Raw genomic sequence first — 14,421 nt, 5'->3', positions numbered from 1 at the left:
CTTGCACGTTCTGGCGCAGCATGGCGTGGGCTTGGAAATTGTCAAACCGCTTCCTGCGCATTAGGAAAGGGCCATGTCCAACGACCTCGACACCGTATTCGCGGCCCTCGCCGACCCCACCCGCCGCGCCATCCTTGCGATGCTGCTTGAGGATGACATGGCCGTCACAGATGTGGCCGAGCCGTTCGAGATGTCGCTAGCTGCGATCTCGAAGCATCTGGTCATTCTGACCCGCGCCGGGCTGATTTCTCAGGAAAAACGAGGCCGGGTGAAATGGTGCAAGCTGGAACCCGACGCGTTGCGGGCCGCGTCCGTGTGGATGCAGGGGTTCGGGCAGTTCGAACCGGTCAATCTGGATGCGTTTGAACGGTTTCTGGAAATCGAACTGCCCTCGGACGAGGCTTAACGGACGACAAAGACCGACATCGTCGCGTGTTTGGCCAGATGGCCCGCATGGCTTGAGAAGATGTAGTCGGTCAGCCGCGGCGCATGGGTGCCCACGACGATCAGATCGGCCCCGATCTCTTCCGCGGTGCGGGTCAGATCGCCATCGGCCTCGACCGAGACATCGACCGAGCGGAGCGTGCGCGTTTCGACCACCCCACCGCTGCGCGCGGCGATCTGGTCGGCAAGGCCCTGCAATTCAGTGCTGACGGCGCTGTCGGTCAACGCCGGGTCGCCGGGCTGGGTCCAGACCACGGTGGCAAGGGTGATCTTCGCGCCCTGCCATTTGGCAATATCGGCAGCGATATCAGCGGCCTTGCGCACCTCGGGCGGCAGGTGCAGATCGACGGGGATCATGATGTGGGTGAACATGGCAAACTCCTCCTCACATTAAAGCATAGGGAAATTTGCATGTTTATGCCTTGATCTGCCTCAAGGGTGCCGGGGCTATCCCTCGCGGCTGTATTCCACTCCGGTCACAACGCCGGTCGCATCAGCGCGGCAGAGCCACGGGGCCTCGGCCCCGGCCACGAAAACGCTGGTGACCGAGCCCGTCGGCCCGGATTGGGTCGAGGTCGCGCGGACCCCATCGGGTTGGGTGCCGGTCCCGGCGGCCACAAGGGCCTCGCAGCTGGCTTGCAGATCGGCCTCGGGCGACGGGCCGCCTGTTGCGCAGGCACCGAGCGCCAGCAGCGCCGGGAGGATAAGGGGTGTTTTCATGGCTCAGGTCCTTGGGCAATGCGCAGGCAGGCTGCCATATCCGGCGCAGAAGGCAAGGCTCAATCCCGGGTGGCGGGTCTGTTGGCCGGGGCCTCGTCGGTCTTGAGCAACAGCAGCAGCGCCACGGCCGTCAGAACCGCACCGACCAGCACCAGCGCGGTAGGCGCTGGGCGGCCCAGCGCGATCTCCCAAAGGATGACCCAGCTGGGGATTAGGTAGGTATAGGCCATCACCTTGGCAGCAGGCAGACAGAGCGCCGCGAACTGGACCAGAACAAAGCTGGCGGCGGTGGCAAACAGCGAGATATACAGCAAGGTCAGCCAGACAATGCCCGGCAGGTTGGCCCAATCGGTCGCGCGGATATCGGACCAGCCCCAGAGCGTCAGGATCAGGCATCCCGCGACCAGCGTGCCAAAGGCGAACACCACCGCAGGCTCGCCCCGGTTCAGTTTCCGCACCATCGGCGTATAGATCGCATGGGCGGCGCAGCCCCAGAAATAAATGATCTCTCCGCCGCCGATCTGGAAGGCGCGGAAGGCCTGCCAATCGGCCCGGAAGATGACCCAGAGCGCACCCACCGCCCCCACGGTCAACGCCAGCGCCATACGCGGCGTGGTGATCTGGCGCAGCAGCACCCATCCGGCCAGCGCCGACATGACAGGCGTCAGCGTAAAGACCGCCGCCGCGCTGACCGGCGGTGCGGTTTTGAGCCCATAGAACATCAGCACAAAATAGCTGCCGAACAACCCGCCCAGCACCAGATAGCGCCACGGCGCGCGCGCCGCGCTGCGCGATATCCCCGTGGTGGCAAGCGCCGCGATCCCGATGACCAGCGCCGCAACCCCAAACCGAGCCGCCGTGATCGCCGCGGGTGCGATTTCATTCGCCACCATCGAGCCCAGCGAGAAGCTGCCCGCCACCAGCGCCGAAAATGTCAGCATGGCCAGATGGCCGCGCGCCTGTGGTGTCACGGCAGCCAGTCCTTGGACTGGTCTTTCAGGAAGGACAGGAAAGCCTGCACCTTGGTGGTCCGGTGCAGGTCCACATGGGTCACCAGCCACAGCTTGCCGGACCATTCGGGCAGAGGCTCCATCACCTCGACCAGGTCGGGATCGCGCGCGGCCTCCCACCGGGCCATGAACCCGATACCCGCGCCGGCCAGAACCGCCTCGCGCATACAGAAGTTGTTGGTGCAACGGAAGGTGATCGCCTGTTCCGGCGCGTTGGCGCGCAGCCAGCGGGAAAACGGCGCGCGGCTGTTTTCGTCATCATTGCCGACGAAGTGGTGATTGGAGAAATCCTCGACGCCAGACGGTTTGCCGTGGCGCGCGATATAGGTCTTGCTGGCGAACAGCCCGACCTCTTGCGGGATGAAGGGCTGCACCACATTGTCCGGCTGATCCGGTGCAGCACCCGCACGGATGGCCACATGCGCCTCGCCATATTCCAGCCGGAACAGGCGGTCGCCGGTCAGATAGCGCACGATCAGATCCGGATGGGTCTGCTGAAATTCAGTCAGCGTCGGTACGATCAGCGGCGCAAGCGAGGCCAGCGATGTCACCACCAGCTCGCCCGAGACATCATCGCCGCGCCCTTTCATGCGGCCCACCAGCTGGTTGAACTGGTCCTCGGTCGCCTGTGCCACGCGCAGCAGGTCCTCTCCGGCTTCGGTGGGGGTATAGCCGCGCGCATGACGCTGGAACAGCTTGACACCCAGCCGCGCCTCGATCGCGTCGATATGGCGGATCACGGTGGCATGATGCACGCCCAGCACATCCGCCGCCCCGCTGACCGTTCCCATTCGCGCCACCTGATAGGCGGTTCTCACTTCGTCCCAATTGTCCATTGCATCTGATCCAATGTGCAAATTCCAACAATACCTGTTGGTATATCCGGGTTTTGTTCATGAGCGCAACAATCATATTCGAACAACAGACGATCATTCCCCTAAACAGGACACCCTGAAATGACCAAAACCATCCTGCATATCGACGCCTCGGCCCGCCGCACCGAGTCAACCACCCGCGACCTGTCGGACCGCGTGGTGCGCCACCTCAATGCCGCGCGCATCATCCGCCGTGATCTGGCCACGCCCCTGCCGCTGCTGACCGAAGACTGGATCGCCGCGAACTTCACCCCCGCCGATCAGCGTGACGCGGCGCAGCAAGACCTGCTGGCCCTGTCCGACGAGTTGGTGGCCGAGCTGCAAAAGGCCGACACCATCGTGATCGGCCTGCCGATCTACAACTTCTCGGTCCCCGCCGCGTTCAAGGCCTGGATCGATCTGGTCGCCCGCGCAGGCGTGACCTTCGCCTATTCCGAGAACGGTCCCAAAGGCCTGCTGGAGGGCAAACGCGCCATCCTCGCCGTGGCCTCAGGCGGCACGGCTGTAGGCTCCGAGATCGACTTTGCCACCACCTATGCCCGCCACGTTCTGGGCTTTATCGGCATCCAGGACGTCGAGGTCATCGCCGCCGACCGCATGGCGCTGGACCCCGAGGCCACTTTGGCGAACGCGCAAAAAGCGGTCACTGAACTGGCCGCCTGATTGACCTGCACCCCCTGAACCGTCCAGTCTGCCCCAAACAGGAATTGGCAGGCTGGGCGTTTACCATGAAAAAGATCGGAATTCTGGGCGGTGTGGGCTGGGCCTCGACCGTCGACTACTACCGGGCGATTGCCGAGGGCGCAGGTCGCCACTTCGCTGAGCGCGGCCACGGTTCCCCCCTGCCGATCCCACCCATGACCATTGAATCGGTGACGCAGGCCAAAACCCGCGCCCTGCGCGGCACCGCCGGAGACGAGGCCAGCTGGGCCGGTTTCGATGCCGTATTCCGCGAGGCGCTGCTGACGCTGGAACGCGCGGGCTGCGATTTCGGCATCATCGCCTCAAACACCCCCCACGCCCGGCTACACGCGATCCGGCAGGGCGTGTCGATGCCGATCCTCAGCATCTTTGACGCCACGGCTGAAGTGACGGCCCGGACCGGTGCGTCAAACGCGCTGATCCTCGGCACCACGGTCACGATGCAGGCCACCAACTACGCCGACCGCCTCGCCGCCGAGGGCATCACCGCCAACACCCGCCTGCCCGACCCCGACATCGCCGAAATGCAGGCGATGATCGACAGCGACTTCTACGGTGGCGCTTCTGATACCGCCCATACCCGCCTGCTGGCCTTCTGCAATACACACGCCACACCCGGCACGGCAATCCTGCTGGCCTGCACGGAACTGCCGCTGGCCTTCCCCGACCATCTCGACGACCCGGTGTTCGAGGCCGACGGCCACCTCTTCATCAACCCCTCAGCCGCCCATGTCGCGGCCGCACTCAAAGAAGCGCTGGACACGCAATAAAGCGCAGGCCCCTTCTTCTGTTCAAAAATACTTCCGCCGGAGGCACGCGCCGCAAGGCGCGTCCCGTCACGCCAACCAAGCCACCTCGCACCCGATCCGATCAAAGAACCCCATCAGATCACCGCGCGCCATCGCTACGGTCCGGTCATTGACCAAAGGGTGCATATAGATGACATCCGCCTGCTGCGCGGCGGCGTCCATGAAGAAGCGCACGTCCTTCCCCACTCCGTTGATCATCGCCAAAGGACTGACCGCCCCGGGCCGGATCCCCAGATTCTGAAACAACCGATCCGCCGAGCCGAAGGACAGGTTGCCAATCCCCAACTCCGCCCCCAGCGCCTTGAGGTCAATCTCACGGCTCTGCTCCAGCGTCACCAGATAGTTCCGCTTTTTCTTGTCGCGCAGATAGAGGTTCTTGAGCCGCAGCGCATTCTCACCCGGCACCATGAACTGGTCTTCGACCCCCTTGGCATCCTCAACCGTGCGCAGCGGGACATGGCTGTGCAACCGATAGGCCAGCCCCCATTCATCCAACTGGGCCAACAGCGCATCGGAGCTGAGCGGCAAAGTATCCTGATAGGCAGATGATGCGTCCATAGGAACCTCCTTTTGTGACGCGGTCATCGCTTAACCCACAGGCAAATTCAAGCCACGACAGGCGCGGTATTCGATGCTAGCGTGCCGCCATGAAAGTCACGCGCAACACTCCGAACCAACTGATCCTGTCCGACACCCCTTGGTTCATCGGCATCACGCTGGTTTTCTTCATTCTGGCCTTTGTCGGCGCAGGCGTGTTCATGGCCAGCGAAGGCGGCGAGGGTATCTTCTTTGGCATCTTCTTCGCGCTTTTCGGCGGCGGCATGGGGGTCGGGGCCTTCTGCGCCTTTGTGCGTCGCGTACAGGTCATACTGGACCGCAGCAACAACAGCATCACCATCCGCAGGCAATCGGTCTTTGGCTATCAAGCCGTCGAGCACGCGCTTGCAAACCTGTCCCACGCCGAGATCGAAAGCACCACATCGCGCAGCGACAAAGGAAGCTCCACCCTCTATCGTCCAGTCCTTGTCCTGCATCAGGGCATGAGCGCCGGACGGCATCCCATTGTCGAGGCCTTCTCGAACGGGCGCGGCGCGCATCGGCTGGTTGATGCGGTCAATGACTGGCTTCCGGCGCGCAAAGGTGTCTCGGCAGACACCCGCTCGGTTGACACCCATGGGTGTCTCGGGTAACACCCGCGCAAACATCCGGAAGCGTCTGATCTTCCGGTCCCTTGAGTCGTTCAGGGATCGCCCCCCACCAGCGAGTTTCGCCCGTGGGGGCGTTTGTGCATTTAGCCGACGCGTCCTATCTAGGGCACGCCACCAGATAACCGGCTAAGGAGGCCGAAGGCATGTTTGAAAATCTATCCGAACGCCTTTCCGGCGTCTTTGACCGGCTGACCAAGCAAGGCGCCCTGTCCGAAGAAGACGTGAAAACAGCCCTGCGTGAGGTGCGCGTCGCCCTTCTTGAGGCCGACGTCTCGCTTCCGGTGGCCCGCGAATTCGTCAAGAAGGTGCAGGAACAGGCGACTGGTCAGGCTGTCACCAAGTCGATCACTCCCGGCCAGCAGGTCGTCAAGATCGTACATGACGCGCTGGTCGATACCCTGCGCGGCGAGGAAGACCCTGGTAAGCTGAAGATCGACAACCCGCCTGCTCCGATCCTGATGGTCGGTCTGCAGGGATCGGGTAAAACGACGACAACCGGTAAGCTGGCGAAACGCCTGAAAGAGAAAGAGGGCAAGAAGGTCCTGATGGCCTCGCTGGACGTCTATCGCCCGGCGGCGATGGATCAGTTGGCGGTGCTGGGCACGCAGGTCGGCGTGGACACTCTGCCGATCGTTCCCGGCCAGAAGCCCGTTGATATCGCCAAGCGCGCCAAACAGCAGGCGACGCTGGGCGGCTATGACGTCTATATGCTCGACACCGCGGGCCGTCTGCATATCGACGAAGTCCTGATGGACGAGGTCGAGCAGGTCCGCAACGCCGTTGACCCGCGCGAAACCCTTCTGGTCGTCGACGGTTTGACCGGCCAGGTCGCCGTTGAAGTCGCCGAAGAGTTCGACGCCAAGGTCGGCATCTCAGGCGTGGTCCTGACCCGGATGGACGGTGACGGGCGTGGTGGCGCGGCGCTGTCGATGCGCGCCGTTACCGGCAAGCCGATCCGCTTTGTGGGCTTGGGCGAGAAGATGGACGCGCTCGAAACCTTCGAGCCGGACCGGATCGCCGGTCGTATTCTGGGCATGGGCGACATCGTTGCTCTGGTCGAAAAAGCCCAGGAAACGATGGAGATGGAACAGACCGAGCGCATGATGAAGCGCATGGTCAAAGGTCAGTTCAACATGAACGACCTGAAAATGCAGCTGGAACAGATGATCCAGATGGGCGGCATGCAGGGCATGATGGGTATGATGCCGGGCATGGGCAAGATGGCCAAGCAGATGGATCAGGCCGGTCTGGACGACAAAATCCTGCGCCAGCAAATCGCGCTGATCCAGTCGATGACCAAACGCGAACGCGCCAACCCGCAACTGCTGCAGGCGAGCCGTAAGAAACGCATCGCGGCCGGGTCTGGGATGGAGGTCAGCGACCTCAACAAGCTGCTCAAGATGCACCGGCAGATGTCGGACATGATGAAGAAGATGGGCAAGATGGGCAAAGGCAAGATGCTGAAACAGGCCATGAAAGGCATGTTCGGCAAAGGCGGCCCCAGCCCCGAGGAGATGGCCGCCGGCATGGACCCCAAGGCGCTGGAACAGGCGGCGAAAGCAATGGGCGGCAAGATGCCCGGCGGCCTGCCCGGTCTGGGCGGCGGCATGGGTCTGCCTCCGGGCCTCAGCGGGTTTGGTAAGAAGAAGTGAAACACGACATGAAATACCTCACTCTGATAACCTGCGCGGCACTGGCCGGTTGTGGTGATCTGGTCACCGTTGATCTGGACACCGCCCCGGACGGCCCCGTTCGCGGCGAATACCGCACGGTTCTGGACGGCATCCCGGCCGAAGTCACCGCCCGCGCCCACGAGGCCGAGGTAGGGTTTACCGAAACCGGTGGGTCCATCGGATATGCCAAGCTGTTCGCGCTGGCCGATTCCGAACTGCGCCGCAGCACGGGTTGCCGCGAGGTGAACATCCTCGACGATACAACCGAAACCCTGCAGGCGGGCGTCCACAGCACATTCGTGTTTGAACTGGACGAGTGCCCGGCTCTCTGAAGCATGATCCAGTGACCACCACCTCGCTTCATATCCCCCAGCTTGAGACCGAGCGCCTGATCATGCGCGCGCCGACCGAGGCTGATCTGGACGCGGATACCGCGTTCTTTGCCAGTGAGGCGGCGAAATTCGTCGGCGGCCCGCTGCGCCGGGACGAGGTATGGCGGGTCTTTGCCTCGCTTCTGGGGCACTGGGCCGTACGCGGTTACGGGTATTGGAGTGTCGATGAGAAGGACACCGGCGCTTATGTCGGGCGCATTGGCCTGTGGTTCCCCGAAGGCTGGCCCGAGCCCGAGGTCGGCTGGACCCTGCTGACCCACGCCACCGGCAAGGGCTATGCGACCGAGGCGGCGCTGGCCGCACGAGCGCACGCCTATGATGTGCTGGGCTGGGAAACGGCGATTTCGCTGATCGATCTGGACAATACCGCCAGCAAGGCCGTGGCCAAACGTCTGGGCGCACAGTTCGAATATCACTATGACCACCCCAAATACGGCAGATCCGAAATCTGGCGGCACCCGGCCCCGGGCGATCTGATCAATGGCGGGATCGAGGCCTACGCATGACCTCGTTCACCATCCCCTCCGTCGAGACCGACCGCCTGGTCCTGCGCGCGCCGCATCTGGATGACCTGCCGCAAATGATCGCGTTCTACGCGTCCGAGCGCAGCCATATGGTTGGCGGCCCAAGGGACGAACTGGGCAGTTGGAGCGCCTTGTCCGGCCGATTGGGCCACTGGGCGCTGCGCGGCTATGGCCTGTGGCATCTGACCGAGAAATCCAGCGGCGCGTTTGTCGGCTGGGCCGGTATCATCGACGTGCCGGGCTGGGCCGAACCTGAACTGGGCTGGGCGCTGATGGCCGAGGCCGAGGGCAAGGGACTGGCCCATGAGGCCGCTGAGGCCGCCCGCGACTATGCCGCGCGCCATCAGGGCCTGAACGGCGTCATCAGCTATATCGCTCATGCCAACGACCGCTCGCGCGCTTTGGCGCAACGCCTTGGCGCGACGTTGGAAGTTGAGAATGCCGAACTGCTGGGCCTGACCGCCCAGATCTGGCGGCACCCGCAGATCGACCTGACCACCGAAAGGACCGGCCAATGAACAACCCCGTGACGCGCGCCGCGACCCTGCTGAAAGAGCACCGCGAAAGCATCGACCGGCTGGATGCCATTCTGGTCTATACGCTGGGCGAGCGGTTCAAACACACGCAGGCCGTGGGCAAACTCAAGGCCGAACACAACCTTCCCCCGTCCGATCCTTCGCGCGAGGCAGCGCAGATCGCACGGTTAGAAGACCTGGCAAAGACGGCGGATCTGGACCCCGACTTCGCCAAGGCTGTTCTGAATTTCATCATTCAGGAAGTCATCCGACACCATAAGAAACACCAGAAATAACCGGGCAAGCACCGGTAAACGCCATCCAAAGGAGATACCACCATGGCAATGAAAATTCGTCTCGCCCGCGGCGGCTCGAAAAAGCGTCCCTTCTATCGCATTGTTGCGGCTGACAGCCGTATGCCGCGCGATGGCCGTTTCATCGAGAAGCTGGGCACCTACAACCCGCTGCTGCCGAAAGACAGCGAAGAGCGCGTGAAAATGAACCTCGAGCGCATCCAGTACTGGCTGGATCAGGGCGCACAGCCCACCGACCGGATCGCCCGTATGCTGGAAGCCGCCGGTGCCCGCGACAAGGCCGAGCGCAACAACCCCAACAAGGGCACCCCGGGCAAGAAAGCTCAGGAACGCGCGGAAGAAAAAGCAGCCAAGGCTGCTGAGGCAACTGAAGCCGCCGAAGCACCTGCTGAAGAAGCAGCGGCAGAAGAATAAGCAGGCGATCGCGTGCGGGATCAAGTTTTTTCGGACGATTTTCGCACGCAGTTCGATCTGTTGCTGCGGCTCCGGCGCGATGTACGCCGGTTCCGCACCGATCCTGTGGACGAGGCAGTGCTGACGCGCTGCCTCGACGCATTTCGGCTGGCCCCTTCGGTGGGGCTGAGCGAACCCTGGCGCGTCATTCGCGTCGAAAGTCAGGCCGCGCGCGACGCGGCGTTGCAGAATTTCCGAACCGCAAATGCTGACGCGCTGACCGGCTATTCCGGCGAGAAGGCGCAGCTATACAGCCAGTTGAAGCTGTCGGGGATGCAAGAGGCCCCGGTGCAACTGGCCGTATTCTGCGACGATGCCACCAACAAGGGGCAAGGGCTGGGCGCGGGTACTATGCCCGAGATGCGGCGCTATTCGGTGGTCTCGGCCATCACCCTGTTCTGGCTGGCCCTGCGGGCCGAGGGGCTGGGGTTGGGCTGGGTGTCCATTCTGGACCCAGACCAGATGGTGCGCGATCTGGATGTGTCTGATGACTGGCGACTGATCGGCTATTTCTGCGTGGGCTGGCCGGAAACCCTGTCGGACACGCCGGAACTGGAACAGGTCGGCTGGGAAAACCGTGACGACACTTTGCCGATCGAGGTGCGATAGACCCATGTTCGGATTGTTACGGCTTCCCATCCTGCTGATGATCGCCTTTATTGTCGGCGTGTTCTTCGAACGCAGCAACCAGCGCGAGGCGTGCGAGGTTATTGGTCAATGGCGGGACGGGCTATGTGTGACGGGTGGTCAAAATGAGTGATCTGATCTGCGTCGGCAGCATTGCCGGATCATACGGTGTGCGCGGCGAGGTGCGGCTGAAAAGCTTTTGCGCCGTTCCCGAGGATATCGAGACCTATTCCCCCCTGACGGACGAGGCCGGCAAGGAACGCTATCCGCTGGTCCTGACCCGGTCGATCAAGAACGGCTTTGCCGCCCGGCTGGGTGGGGTCGAGACCAAGGAACAGGCCGACGCGATCAACGGTCTGCGCCTTTACGCGCGCCGCGATCAGTTGCCCTCGCTGCCCGATGACGAATTCTACCACACCGACCTGATCGGGCTTGAGGTCTATGACACCGGCGGCACCCTGCTGGGCCGGGTGAAATCGGTGCAGAACCACGGCGCGGCGGACCTGTTGGAACTGCACGGGCCGGGGTTGAAGGCCACCGTATTCTTGCCCTTTACGCTCGAGGCGGTGCCGACGGTCGATCTGGACAAGGGCCGCATCATCGCCGACCCGCCCGAGGGTCTGCTATAATGCGGCGGGTTCTGCTGCATCTGGGGTTCCACAAGACCGGGACCACCGCTGCGCAGTCCTTTCTGTTCGAAAACCGCAGCCTGATCTGGCCGCACCACGCGCTGGTGCTGCCCTATCGGACCCGCCATTCGGGGCTGTCGGATGCCGCGACGCGCTATTCGCTATATGGCACGCCCGGGGCGCTTGAGGATTTCCGCGACCAGATGCGCCGCTTTCTGAAATCGCTGACCTTTGGCCGCAAACGCGGTTTGGTGCTGAGCGAAGAGAATTTCTCGGGCCTGCGCCCCAGCCGCAACCCGGCAGTGGGGTATGAAACCGCACCGGCGCTGGCCACCTGTCTGGTCGATCTGGTCCGCGAACGGTTCAAACGCGAAGAGGTCCAGATCACGCTGTATCTGTCGGTCCGCCAGCGCGAAAGCTGGCTGCGCAGTCTCTGGGCGCATGACCTGCAGCGCACCCGGCTGGTGCTGGATTTCGACACGTTCCGCGACCGGATGGCCCCGGTGGCAGCACCACAATCTGTCGCCGAAGAGATACGGGGCCGCCTGCCCTCGGTTCTGGTGCGCAGTCAGTGGCTTGAGGATCTGCAGACGCGGCCTTTCGGACCCGGCACGCCCTTTGCTGATTTCCTCGACCTGCCCAAAGCCGAGGCCGCAAAGCTGGTCGGCCCGACCCGCAGGAACGCGGGCCTGCCCGACGATCTGCTGGCGCAGATGCTGGATATGAACCGGTCCGCTCTGGACGACGCGGCGCTGATCGAGCAGAAGGCGGCTTTGGTGGAACGCGCCCAGACAGAGCTGATTGGCACAACATGACGGACACGCCCGGAAAATCTCATGGCCGCAAAGCCATCCGCCCGACGCTGAAACCGCGCGAGTTGATGACACCCACGCCCGACCTGCATGGGGTGTGGAAGGCCAAGATCATCACCCTGTTTCCATCCGCCTTTCCCGGTGTGCTGGGTGAAAGCCTTACGGGCAAGGCGCTGCAAGAAGGTCTGTGGCAGTTAGAAACCATCGACCTGCGCCAGTTCGGCGTCGGCAAGCACCGCAATGTCGATGATACGCCCGCAGGTGGCGGCGCAGGCATGGTGCTGCGCGCCGATGTGCTGGGCGAGGCGATCGAGCACACCATGGCCGGGGTGCAGGGCAACTGGCCGCTGATCTATCTCAGCCCGCGAGGCCGTCGGATGGACCAGCAGATGATGCAGAACCTTGCCCGCTGCGACGGCATGACCCTGCTGTGCGGCCGGTTCGAGGGCGTTGATGAACGCGTGCTGGAGCATTACGGCGTGCAAGAGGTGTCCTTGGGCGATTTCGTCATGACCGGAGGCGAGATCGCCGCACAGGCGCTGATCGACGCCACCGTCCGGCTGATCCCTGGCGTGTTGGGCAATCAGGCCTCGGCTGAGGAGGAAAGCTTTTCCTCTGGCCTGCTGGAACATCCGCAATACACCCGCCCCGCCGAGTGGAAGGGCCGCGCGATCCCGGATGTCCTGATGTCAGGGCACCATGGCCGCATCGCGGAATGGCGGCACGAGATGTCGGAACAGATCACCCGCGACCGGCGGCCCGATCTGTGGGGGCGCTATGAGGCATCGAAAGACGACGACTAGCCGCCCGCCTTCCACCGCGCCCAGATGTCGGGCGTGCCGTTGAACGTGTTGATATCCACCCTGCCAGGTACCCCCGGCACCAGCCCGGTACCCGTGTACTGCCAGAATCGCCAGACCGCGCGCGGATAGACATTGCGGGGGTGCCCCGCGACCGAGCGCAGCCAGAACTCGGTTTTGGGCAGGCGGCCAATATCGGTGTCCCCGTAGAAATCGACCGTTGTGTAGACAATCGGGCGACGTCCGTAGTGACGCTCGAGAATATCAAGGAATTTTTGCGCCTCGGCCCGGACGGTGCGGCCATCGGGACGCAGGGTGCAGGTCCTGGAATGGGGCGTCCATTCCATGTCCAGAACATGCGGCAGGTCCGCCCCTTTGGGGACGTTTTGGATGAACCAGCGGGCCTGCTCATGCGCCGGGCGGCAGAAATAGTAGTAGTGATAAGCGCCCCACGGCACCCCCGCCGCCTGCGCGCCGCGACGGTGTTCATCGAACATCGGGTCGGTGAAATCGCCCCCCTCGGTCGCCTTGATAAAGGCAAAACTGACGCCCGAGGCACGCGCGGTGTGCCAGTCGATCGGCGGCTGCCAGCGCGACACATCCAATCCGTGGACGGGGTAGTGGCCGGGATGCCGCCCGTCCCACGGATGCGGATCGGCGTCGCCGAAGGCCGGGTAGATCACCGACGGAGGGGTGGTGTCCGCAAAGGCCCTTGCCTCGACCTGTTGCGGTGGCGGGCTGCTGCGTCCGCAGGACAGAACGGCAAGGGCCAAGGCGGCCAGCAAGGGGGCATTGCGCATCATCTGTAAGGTCTCAAATCTGCTCTTATAATTCACTCCAGAATGCCTGATCGACAGCACAAGGCAATGGTGCAGTTTGCGGGCGGCGGAAACGCACCGTCCGGGCGCGGAGGCAAGGCAATTAGGGCTTGATCCCTGTCCGCAAATTCCTTAAACGACCGCAATCCGGTGCCGCATCACGCGACTCCGGTGTTTTGGTTTGCATCATGGCGCAACGCTTGGCTTTCTTCTGCCTTGGCGTGTCAATGCAGACCAGACCAAAGGAACATTCGATCTGACCTCTGGCGGGCTGCATCGCAGGACCCGGTGAAGACCAAGAGCTCTCAGCCCGTGCCCAAACTTCGTGGACCAACCACGAGCAGATAGGAGTAACTGCGATGGACCTGATCGCACAGCTTGAGGCGGAGCAAATTGCCGCCCTGGGGAAAGACATCCCCGATTTCAAAGCCGGTGACACCATCCGCGTCGGCTTTAAAGTGACCGAAGGGTCGCGTACCCGTGTGCAGAACTACGAAGGCGTCTGCATCGCGCGCAAAGGTGGCAGCGGCATCGCCGGTTCGTTCACCGTCCGCAAGATTTCGTTTGGCGAAGGCGTAGAGCGTGTATTCCCGCTGCATTCGACCAACATCGACAGCATCACCGTTGTCCGCCGTGGCCGCGTCCGTCGCGCCAAACTGTACTATCTGCGCACCCGTCGCGGTAAATCCGCACGTATCGCAGAGGTCACCAACTACAAGCCCAAGGCTGGCGCCGAGGCGTAAGGAGCGGAAAGATGAAAAAAGACATCCATCCCGATTATCACGTCATCAACGTCAAAATGACCGATGGCACCGTGGTTCAGATGAAATCCACCTGGGGTGCCGAGGGCGACCAGCTGGCCCTGGAAATCGACCCCTCCGTGCACCCCGCATGGACCGGCGGCGGCACGCGTCTGATGGACGCCGGCGGCCGTGTGTCGAAGTTCAAGAAGAAATACGAAGGTCTGGGCTTCTGAGCCTGACCCGGTTTCGACACGAAAGGCCGTCCATCAGGACGGCCTTTTTTGTTTGGACAGCGCACCCTGCCGTGCGAGCGATTTCATCAAATGAAATCGGGCCGGAAACTTTCAAAGTTT

The 14,421-nt window shown here is 62.9% G+C and carries 23 protein-coding genes; 17 read left to right on the top strand and 6 right to left on the bottom strand.

Going from position 1 to position 14,421, the window contains the following annotated elements:
* The first annotated feature begins 73 nt into the window (after window positions 1–73).
* Entirely contained in the window at window positions 74–406 is a 333-nt protein-coding gene (locus tag ACR1XV_RS18930) for an ArsR/SmtB family transcription factor (protein ID WP_480534209.1), read from the top strand.
* Here ACR1XV_RS18930 and ACR1XV_RS18925 read toward each other — a convergent pair.
* The 4 genes from ACR1XV_RS18925 to ACR1XV_RS18910 form a co-directional block, all read right to left on the bottom strand.
* Window positions 403–816 carry a universal stress protein gene (locus ACR1XV_RS18925; protein WP_480534207.1) on the bottom strand — a complete coding sequence of 138 codons (414 nt, stop codon included), beginning with the start codon at window positions 814–816 and terminating at the stop codon, window positions 403–405. The two genes, ACR1XV_RS18930 and ACR1XV_RS18925, sit on opposite strands and share 4 nt — an antisense overlap.
* A 75-nt stretch (window positions 817–891) precedes the next feature.
* Window positions 892–1,164, bottom strand: a complete 273-nt coding sequence (locus ACR1XV_RS18920; RefSeq protein WP_480534205.1) for a hypothetical protein — start codon at window positions 1,162–1,164, stop codon at window positions 892–894.
* Window positions 1,165–1,223: 59 nt separating this feature from the next.
* A complete protein-coding gene (locus ACR1XV_RS18915; protein ID WP_480534203.1) occupies window positions 1,224–2,135 on the bottom strand; it encodes a DMT family transporter in 912 nt (303 codons plus the stop codon).
* Window positions 2,132–3,010 carry a LysR family transcriptional regulator gene (locus tag ACR1XV_RS18910; RefSeq protein WP_480534201.1) on the bottom strand — a complete coding sequence of 293 codons (879 nt, stop codon included), beginning with the start codon at window positions 3,008–3,010 and terminating at the stop codon, window positions 2,132–2,134. Before ACR1XV_RS18910 ends, ACR1XV_RS18915 begins: the two co-directional genes overlap by 4 nt.
* Window positions 3,011–3,130: 120 nt before the next feature.
* Between ACR1XV_RS18910 and ACR1XV_RS18905 the strand changes: the two genes are divergently transcribed.
* Both ACR1XV_RS18905 and ACR1XV_RS18900 read left to right on the top strand, forming a co-directional pair.
* Window positions 3,131–3,712, top strand: a complete 582-nt coding sequence (locus ACR1XV_RS18905; protein ID WP_480534199.1) for an FMN-dependent NADH-azoreductase — start codon at window positions 3,131–3,133, stop codon at window positions 3,710–3,712.
* Between the two features lie 65 nt (window positions 3,713–3,777).
* A complete protein-coding gene (locus ACR1XV_RS18900; RefSeq protein WP_480534197.1) occupies window positions 3,778–4,521 on the top strand; it encodes an aspartate/glutamate racemase family protein in 744 nt (247 codons plus the stop codon).
* A 66-nt stretch (window positions 4,522–4,587) separates the two neighbouring features.
* On the opposite strand, the gene ACR1XV_RS18895 is transcribed toward ACR1XV_RS18900, so the two are convergent.
* A complete protein-coding gene (locus ACR1XV_RS18895) occupies window positions 4,588–5,118 on the bottom strand; it encodes a prolyl-tRNA synthetase associated domain-containing protein (RefSeq protein WP_480534195.1) in 531 nt (176 codons plus the stop codon).
* A gap of 89 nt (window positions 5,119–5,207) precedes the next feature.
* On the opposite strand from ACR1XV_RS18895, the gene ACR1XV_RS18890 reads away from it, so the two are divergent.
* The 12 genes from ACR1XV_RS18890 to trmD all read left to right on the top strand — a co-directional run bounded on the left by ACR1XV_RS18890 (window position 5,208) and on the right by trmD (window position 12,510).
* On the top strand, window positions 5,208–5,750 hold the full coding sequence (locus ACR1XV_RS18890; protein ID WP_480534193.1) for a hypothetical protein: 543 nt from the start codon (window positions 5,208–5,210) through the stop codon (window positions 5,748–5,750).
* Window positions 5,751–5,911: 161 nt separating this feature from the next.
* Window positions 5,912–7,420 carry a signal recognition particle protein gene (gene ffh, locus ACR1XV_RS18885; RefSeq protein ID WP_480534191.1) on the top strand — a complete coding sequence of 503 codons (1,509 nt, stop codon included), beginning with the start codon at window positions 5,912–5,914 and terminating at the stop codon, window positions 7,418–7,420.
* A gap of 8 nt (window positions 7,421–7,428) precedes the next feature.
* Window positions 7,429–7,773, top strand: a complete 345-nt coding sequence (locus tag ACR1XV_RS18880) for a hypothetical protein (protein WP_480534189.1) — start codon at window positions 7,429–7,431, stop codon at window positions 7,771–7,773.
* Between the two features lie 62 nt (window positions 7,774–7,835).
* Window positions 7,836–8,339, top strand: a complete 504-nt coding sequence (locus tag ACR1XV_RS18875; RefSeq protein ID WP_480534340.1) for a GNAT family N-acetyltransferase — start codon at window positions 7,836–7,838, stop codon at window positions 8,337–8,339.
* Window positions 8,336–8,875 carry a GNAT family N-acetyltransferase gene (locus ACR1XV_RS18870; protein WP_480534187.1) on the top strand — a complete coding sequence of 180 codons (540 nt, stop codon included), beginning with the start codon at window positions 8,336–8,338 and terminating at the stop codon, window positions 8,873–8,875. The genes ACR1XV_RS18875 and ACR1XV_RS18870 overlap by 4 nt, the downstream gene beginning before the upstream one ends.
* On the top strand, window positions 8,872–9,168 hold the full coding sequence (locus tag ACR1XV_RS18865; protein ID WP_480534185.1) for a chorismate mutase: 297 nt from the start codon (window positions 8,872–8,874) through the stop codon (window positions 9,166–9,168). Before ACR1XV_RS18870 ends, ACR1XV_RS18865 begins: the two co-directional genes overlap by 4 nt.
* A 42-nt stretch (window positions 9,169–9,210) precedes the next feature.
* Complete coding sequence (gene rpsP, locus ACR1XV_RS18860; protein ID WP_480534183.1) at window positions 9,211–9,600, top strand: 30S ribosomal protein S16; 390 nt, start codon at window positions 9,211–9,213, stop codon at window positions 9,598–9,600.
* Window positions 9,601–9,612: 12 nt separating this feature from the next.
* Window positions 9,613–10,248: a 5,6-dimethylbenzimidazole synthase gene (gene bluB, locus ACR1XV_RS18855; RefSeq protein ID WP_480534181.1), complete on the top strand. Its 636-nt coding sequence runs from the start codon at window positions 9,613–9,615 to the stop codon at window positions 10,246–10,248.
* 4 nt (window positions 10,249–10,252) lie between these two features.
* The gene (locus tag ACR1XV_RS18850) at window positions 10,253–10,399 is read left to right on the top strand and encodes a hypothetical protein (protein WP_480534179.1); all 147 of its coding nucleotides are present in this window, start codon (window positions 10,253–10,255) and stop codon (window positions 10,397–10,399) included.
* Entirely contained in the window at window positions 10,392–10,895 is a 504-nt protein-coding gene (rimM, locus tag ACR1XV_RS18845; RefSeq protein ID WP_480534177.1) for a ribosome maturation factor RimM, read from the top strand. Before ACR1XV_RS18850 ends, rimM begins: the two co-directional genes overlap by 8 nt.
* A complete protein-coding gene (locus ACR1XV_RS18840; protein ID WP_480534175.1) occupies window positions 10,895–11,710 on the top strand; it encodes a hypothetical protein in 816 nt (271 codons plus the stop codon). The genes rimM and ACR1XV_RS18840 overlap by 1 nt, the downstream gene beginning before the upstream one ends.
* Window positions 11,707–12,510 (top strand): tRNA (guanosine(37)-N1)-methyltransferase TrmD, encoded by an 804-nt coding sequence (gene trmD, locus ACR1XV_RS18835; RefSeq protein ID WP_480534173.1) that lies wholly within the window; start codon window positions 11,707–11,709, stop codon window positions 12,508–12,510. The genes ACR1XV_RS18840 and trmD overlap by 4 nt, the downstream gene beginning before the upstream one ends.
* On the opposite strand, the gene ACR1XV_RS18830 is transcribed toward trmD, so the two are convergent.
* Window positions 12,507–13,307, bottom strand: a complete 801-nt coding sequence (locus ACR1XV_RS18830) for a glycoside hydrolase family 25 protein (protein WP_480534339.1) — start codon at window positions 13,305–13,307, stop codon at window positions 12,507–12,509. The genes trmD and ACR1XV_RS18830 overlap by 4 nt on opposite strands.
* Window positions 13,308–13,684: 377 nt before the next feature.
* Here ACR1XV_RS18830 and rplS point away from each other — a divergent pair, with 377 nt between their 5' ends.
* Window positions 13,685–14,068 carry a 50S ribosomal protein L19 gene (gene rplS / locus ACR1XV_RS18825; RefSeq protein WP_039541573.1) on the top strand — a complete coding sequence of 128 codons (384 nt, stop codon included), beginning with the start codon at window positions 13,685–13,687 and terminating at the stop codon, window positions 14,066–14,068.
* An 11-nt stretch (window positions 14,069–14,079) separates the two neighbouring features.
* On the top strand, window positions 14,080–14,301 hold the full coding sequence (gene rpmE, locus ACR1XV_RS18820) for a 50S ribosomal protein L31 (protein ID WP_480534171.1): 222 nt from the start codon (window positions 14,080–14,082) through the stop codon (window positions 14,299–14,301).
* Window positions 14,302–14,421 lie beyond the last annotated feature (120 nt).

The organism is Ruegeria sp. AD2(2025) (assembly GCF_056542385.1).
Note: the sequence above shows the minus strand (reverse complement) of the source record. Positions and strands in the feature narration are given on the sequence as shown.

What these genes read in the sequence shown, in the direction of transcription:
- rimM (WP_480534177.1), top strand. Translation starts at nt 10,392, where the DNA reads ATGAGTGATCTGATCTGCGTCGGCAGCATTGCCGGATCATACGGTGTG.
- ACR1XV_RS18905 (WP_480534199.1), top strand. Translation starts at nt 3,131, where the DNA reads ATGACCAAAACCATCCTGCATATCGACGCCTCGGCCCGCCGCACCGAG.
- trmD (WP_480534173.1), top strand. Translation starts at nt 11,707, where the DNA reads ATGACGGACACGCCCGGAAAATCTCATGGCCGCAAAGCCATCCGCCCG.
- ACR1XV_RS18840 (WP_480534175.1), top strand. Translation starts at nt 10,895, where the DNA reads ATGCGGCGGGTTCTGCTGCATCTGGGGTTCCACAAGACCGGGACCACC.
- ACR1XV_RS18910 (WP_480534201.1), bottom strand. Translation starts at nt 3,010, where the DNA reads ATGGACAATTGGGACGAAGTGAGAACCGCCTATCAGGTGGCGCGAATG.
- ffh (WP_480534191.1), top strand. Translation starts at nt 5,912, where the DNA reads ATGTTTGAAAATCTATCCGAACGCCTTTCCGGCGTCTTTGACCGGCTG.
- ACR1XV_RS18880 (WP_480534189.1), top strand. Translation starts at nt 7,429, where the DNA reads ATGAAATACCTCACTCTGATAACCTGCGCGGCACTGGCCGGTTGTGGT.
- ACR1XV_RS18875 (WP_480534340.1), top strand. Translation starts at nt 7,836, where the DNA reads ATGCGCGCGCCGACCGAGGCTGATCTGGACGCGGATACCGCGTTCTTT.
- rplS (WP_039541573.1), top strand. Translation starts at nt 13,685, where the DNA reads ATGGACCTGATCGCACAGCTTGAGGCGGAGCAAATTGCCGCCCTGGGG.
- ACR1XV_RS18865 (WP_480534185.1), top strand. Translation starts at nt 8,872, where the DNA reads ATGAACAACCCCGTGACGCGCGCCGCGACCCTGCTGAAAGAGCACCGC.
- ACR1XV_RS18925 (WP_480534207.1), bottom strand. Translation starts at nt 816, where the DNA reads ATGTTCACCCACATCATGATCCCCGTCGATCTGCACCTGCCGCCCGAG.
- ACR1XV_RS18890 (WP_480534193.1), top strand. Translation starts at nt 5,208, where the DNA reads ATGAAAGTCACGCGCAACACTCCGAACCAACTGATCCTGTCCGACACC.
- rpsP (WP_480534183.1), top strand. Translation starts at nt 9,211, where the DNA reads ATGGCAATGAAAATTCGTCTCGCCCGCGGCGGCTCGAAAAAGCGTCCC.
- ACR1XV_RS18900 (WP_480534197.1), top strand. Translation starts at nt 3,778, where the DNA reads ATGAAAAAGATCGGAATTCTGGGCGGTGTGGGCTGGGCCTCGACCGTC.
- ACR1XV_RS18920 (WP_480534205.1), bottom strand. Translation starts at nt 1,164, where the DNA reads ATGAAAACACCCCTTATCCTCCCGGCGCTGCTGGCGCTCGGTGCCTGC.
- rpmE (WP_480534171.1), top strand. Translation starts at nt 14,080, where the DNA reads ATGAAAAAAGACATCCATCCCGATTATCACGTCATCAACGTCAAAATG.
- ACR1XV_RS18830 (WP_480534339.1), bottom strand. Translation starts at nt 13,307, where the DNA reads ATGCGCAATGCCCCCTTGCTGGCCGCCTTGGCCCTTGCCGTTCTGTCC.
- ACR1XV_RS18850 (WP_480534179.1), top strand. Translation starts at nt 10,253, where the DNA reads ATGTTCGGATTGTTACGGCTTCCCATCCTGCTGATGATCGCCTTTATT.
- ACR1XV_RS18870 (WP_480534187.1), top strand. Translation starts at nt 8,336, where the DNA reads ATGACCTCGTTCACCATCCCCTCCGTCGAGACCGACCGCCTGGTCCTG.
- ACR1XV_RS18895 (WP_480534195.1), bottom strand. Translation starts at nt 5,118, where the DNA reads ATGGACGCATCATCTGCCTATCAGGATACTTTGCCGCTCAGCTCCGAT.
- ACR1XV_RS18930 (WP_480534209.1), top strand. Translation starts at nt 74, where the DNA reads ATGTCCAACGACCTCGACACCGTATTCGCGGCCCTCGCCGACCCCACC.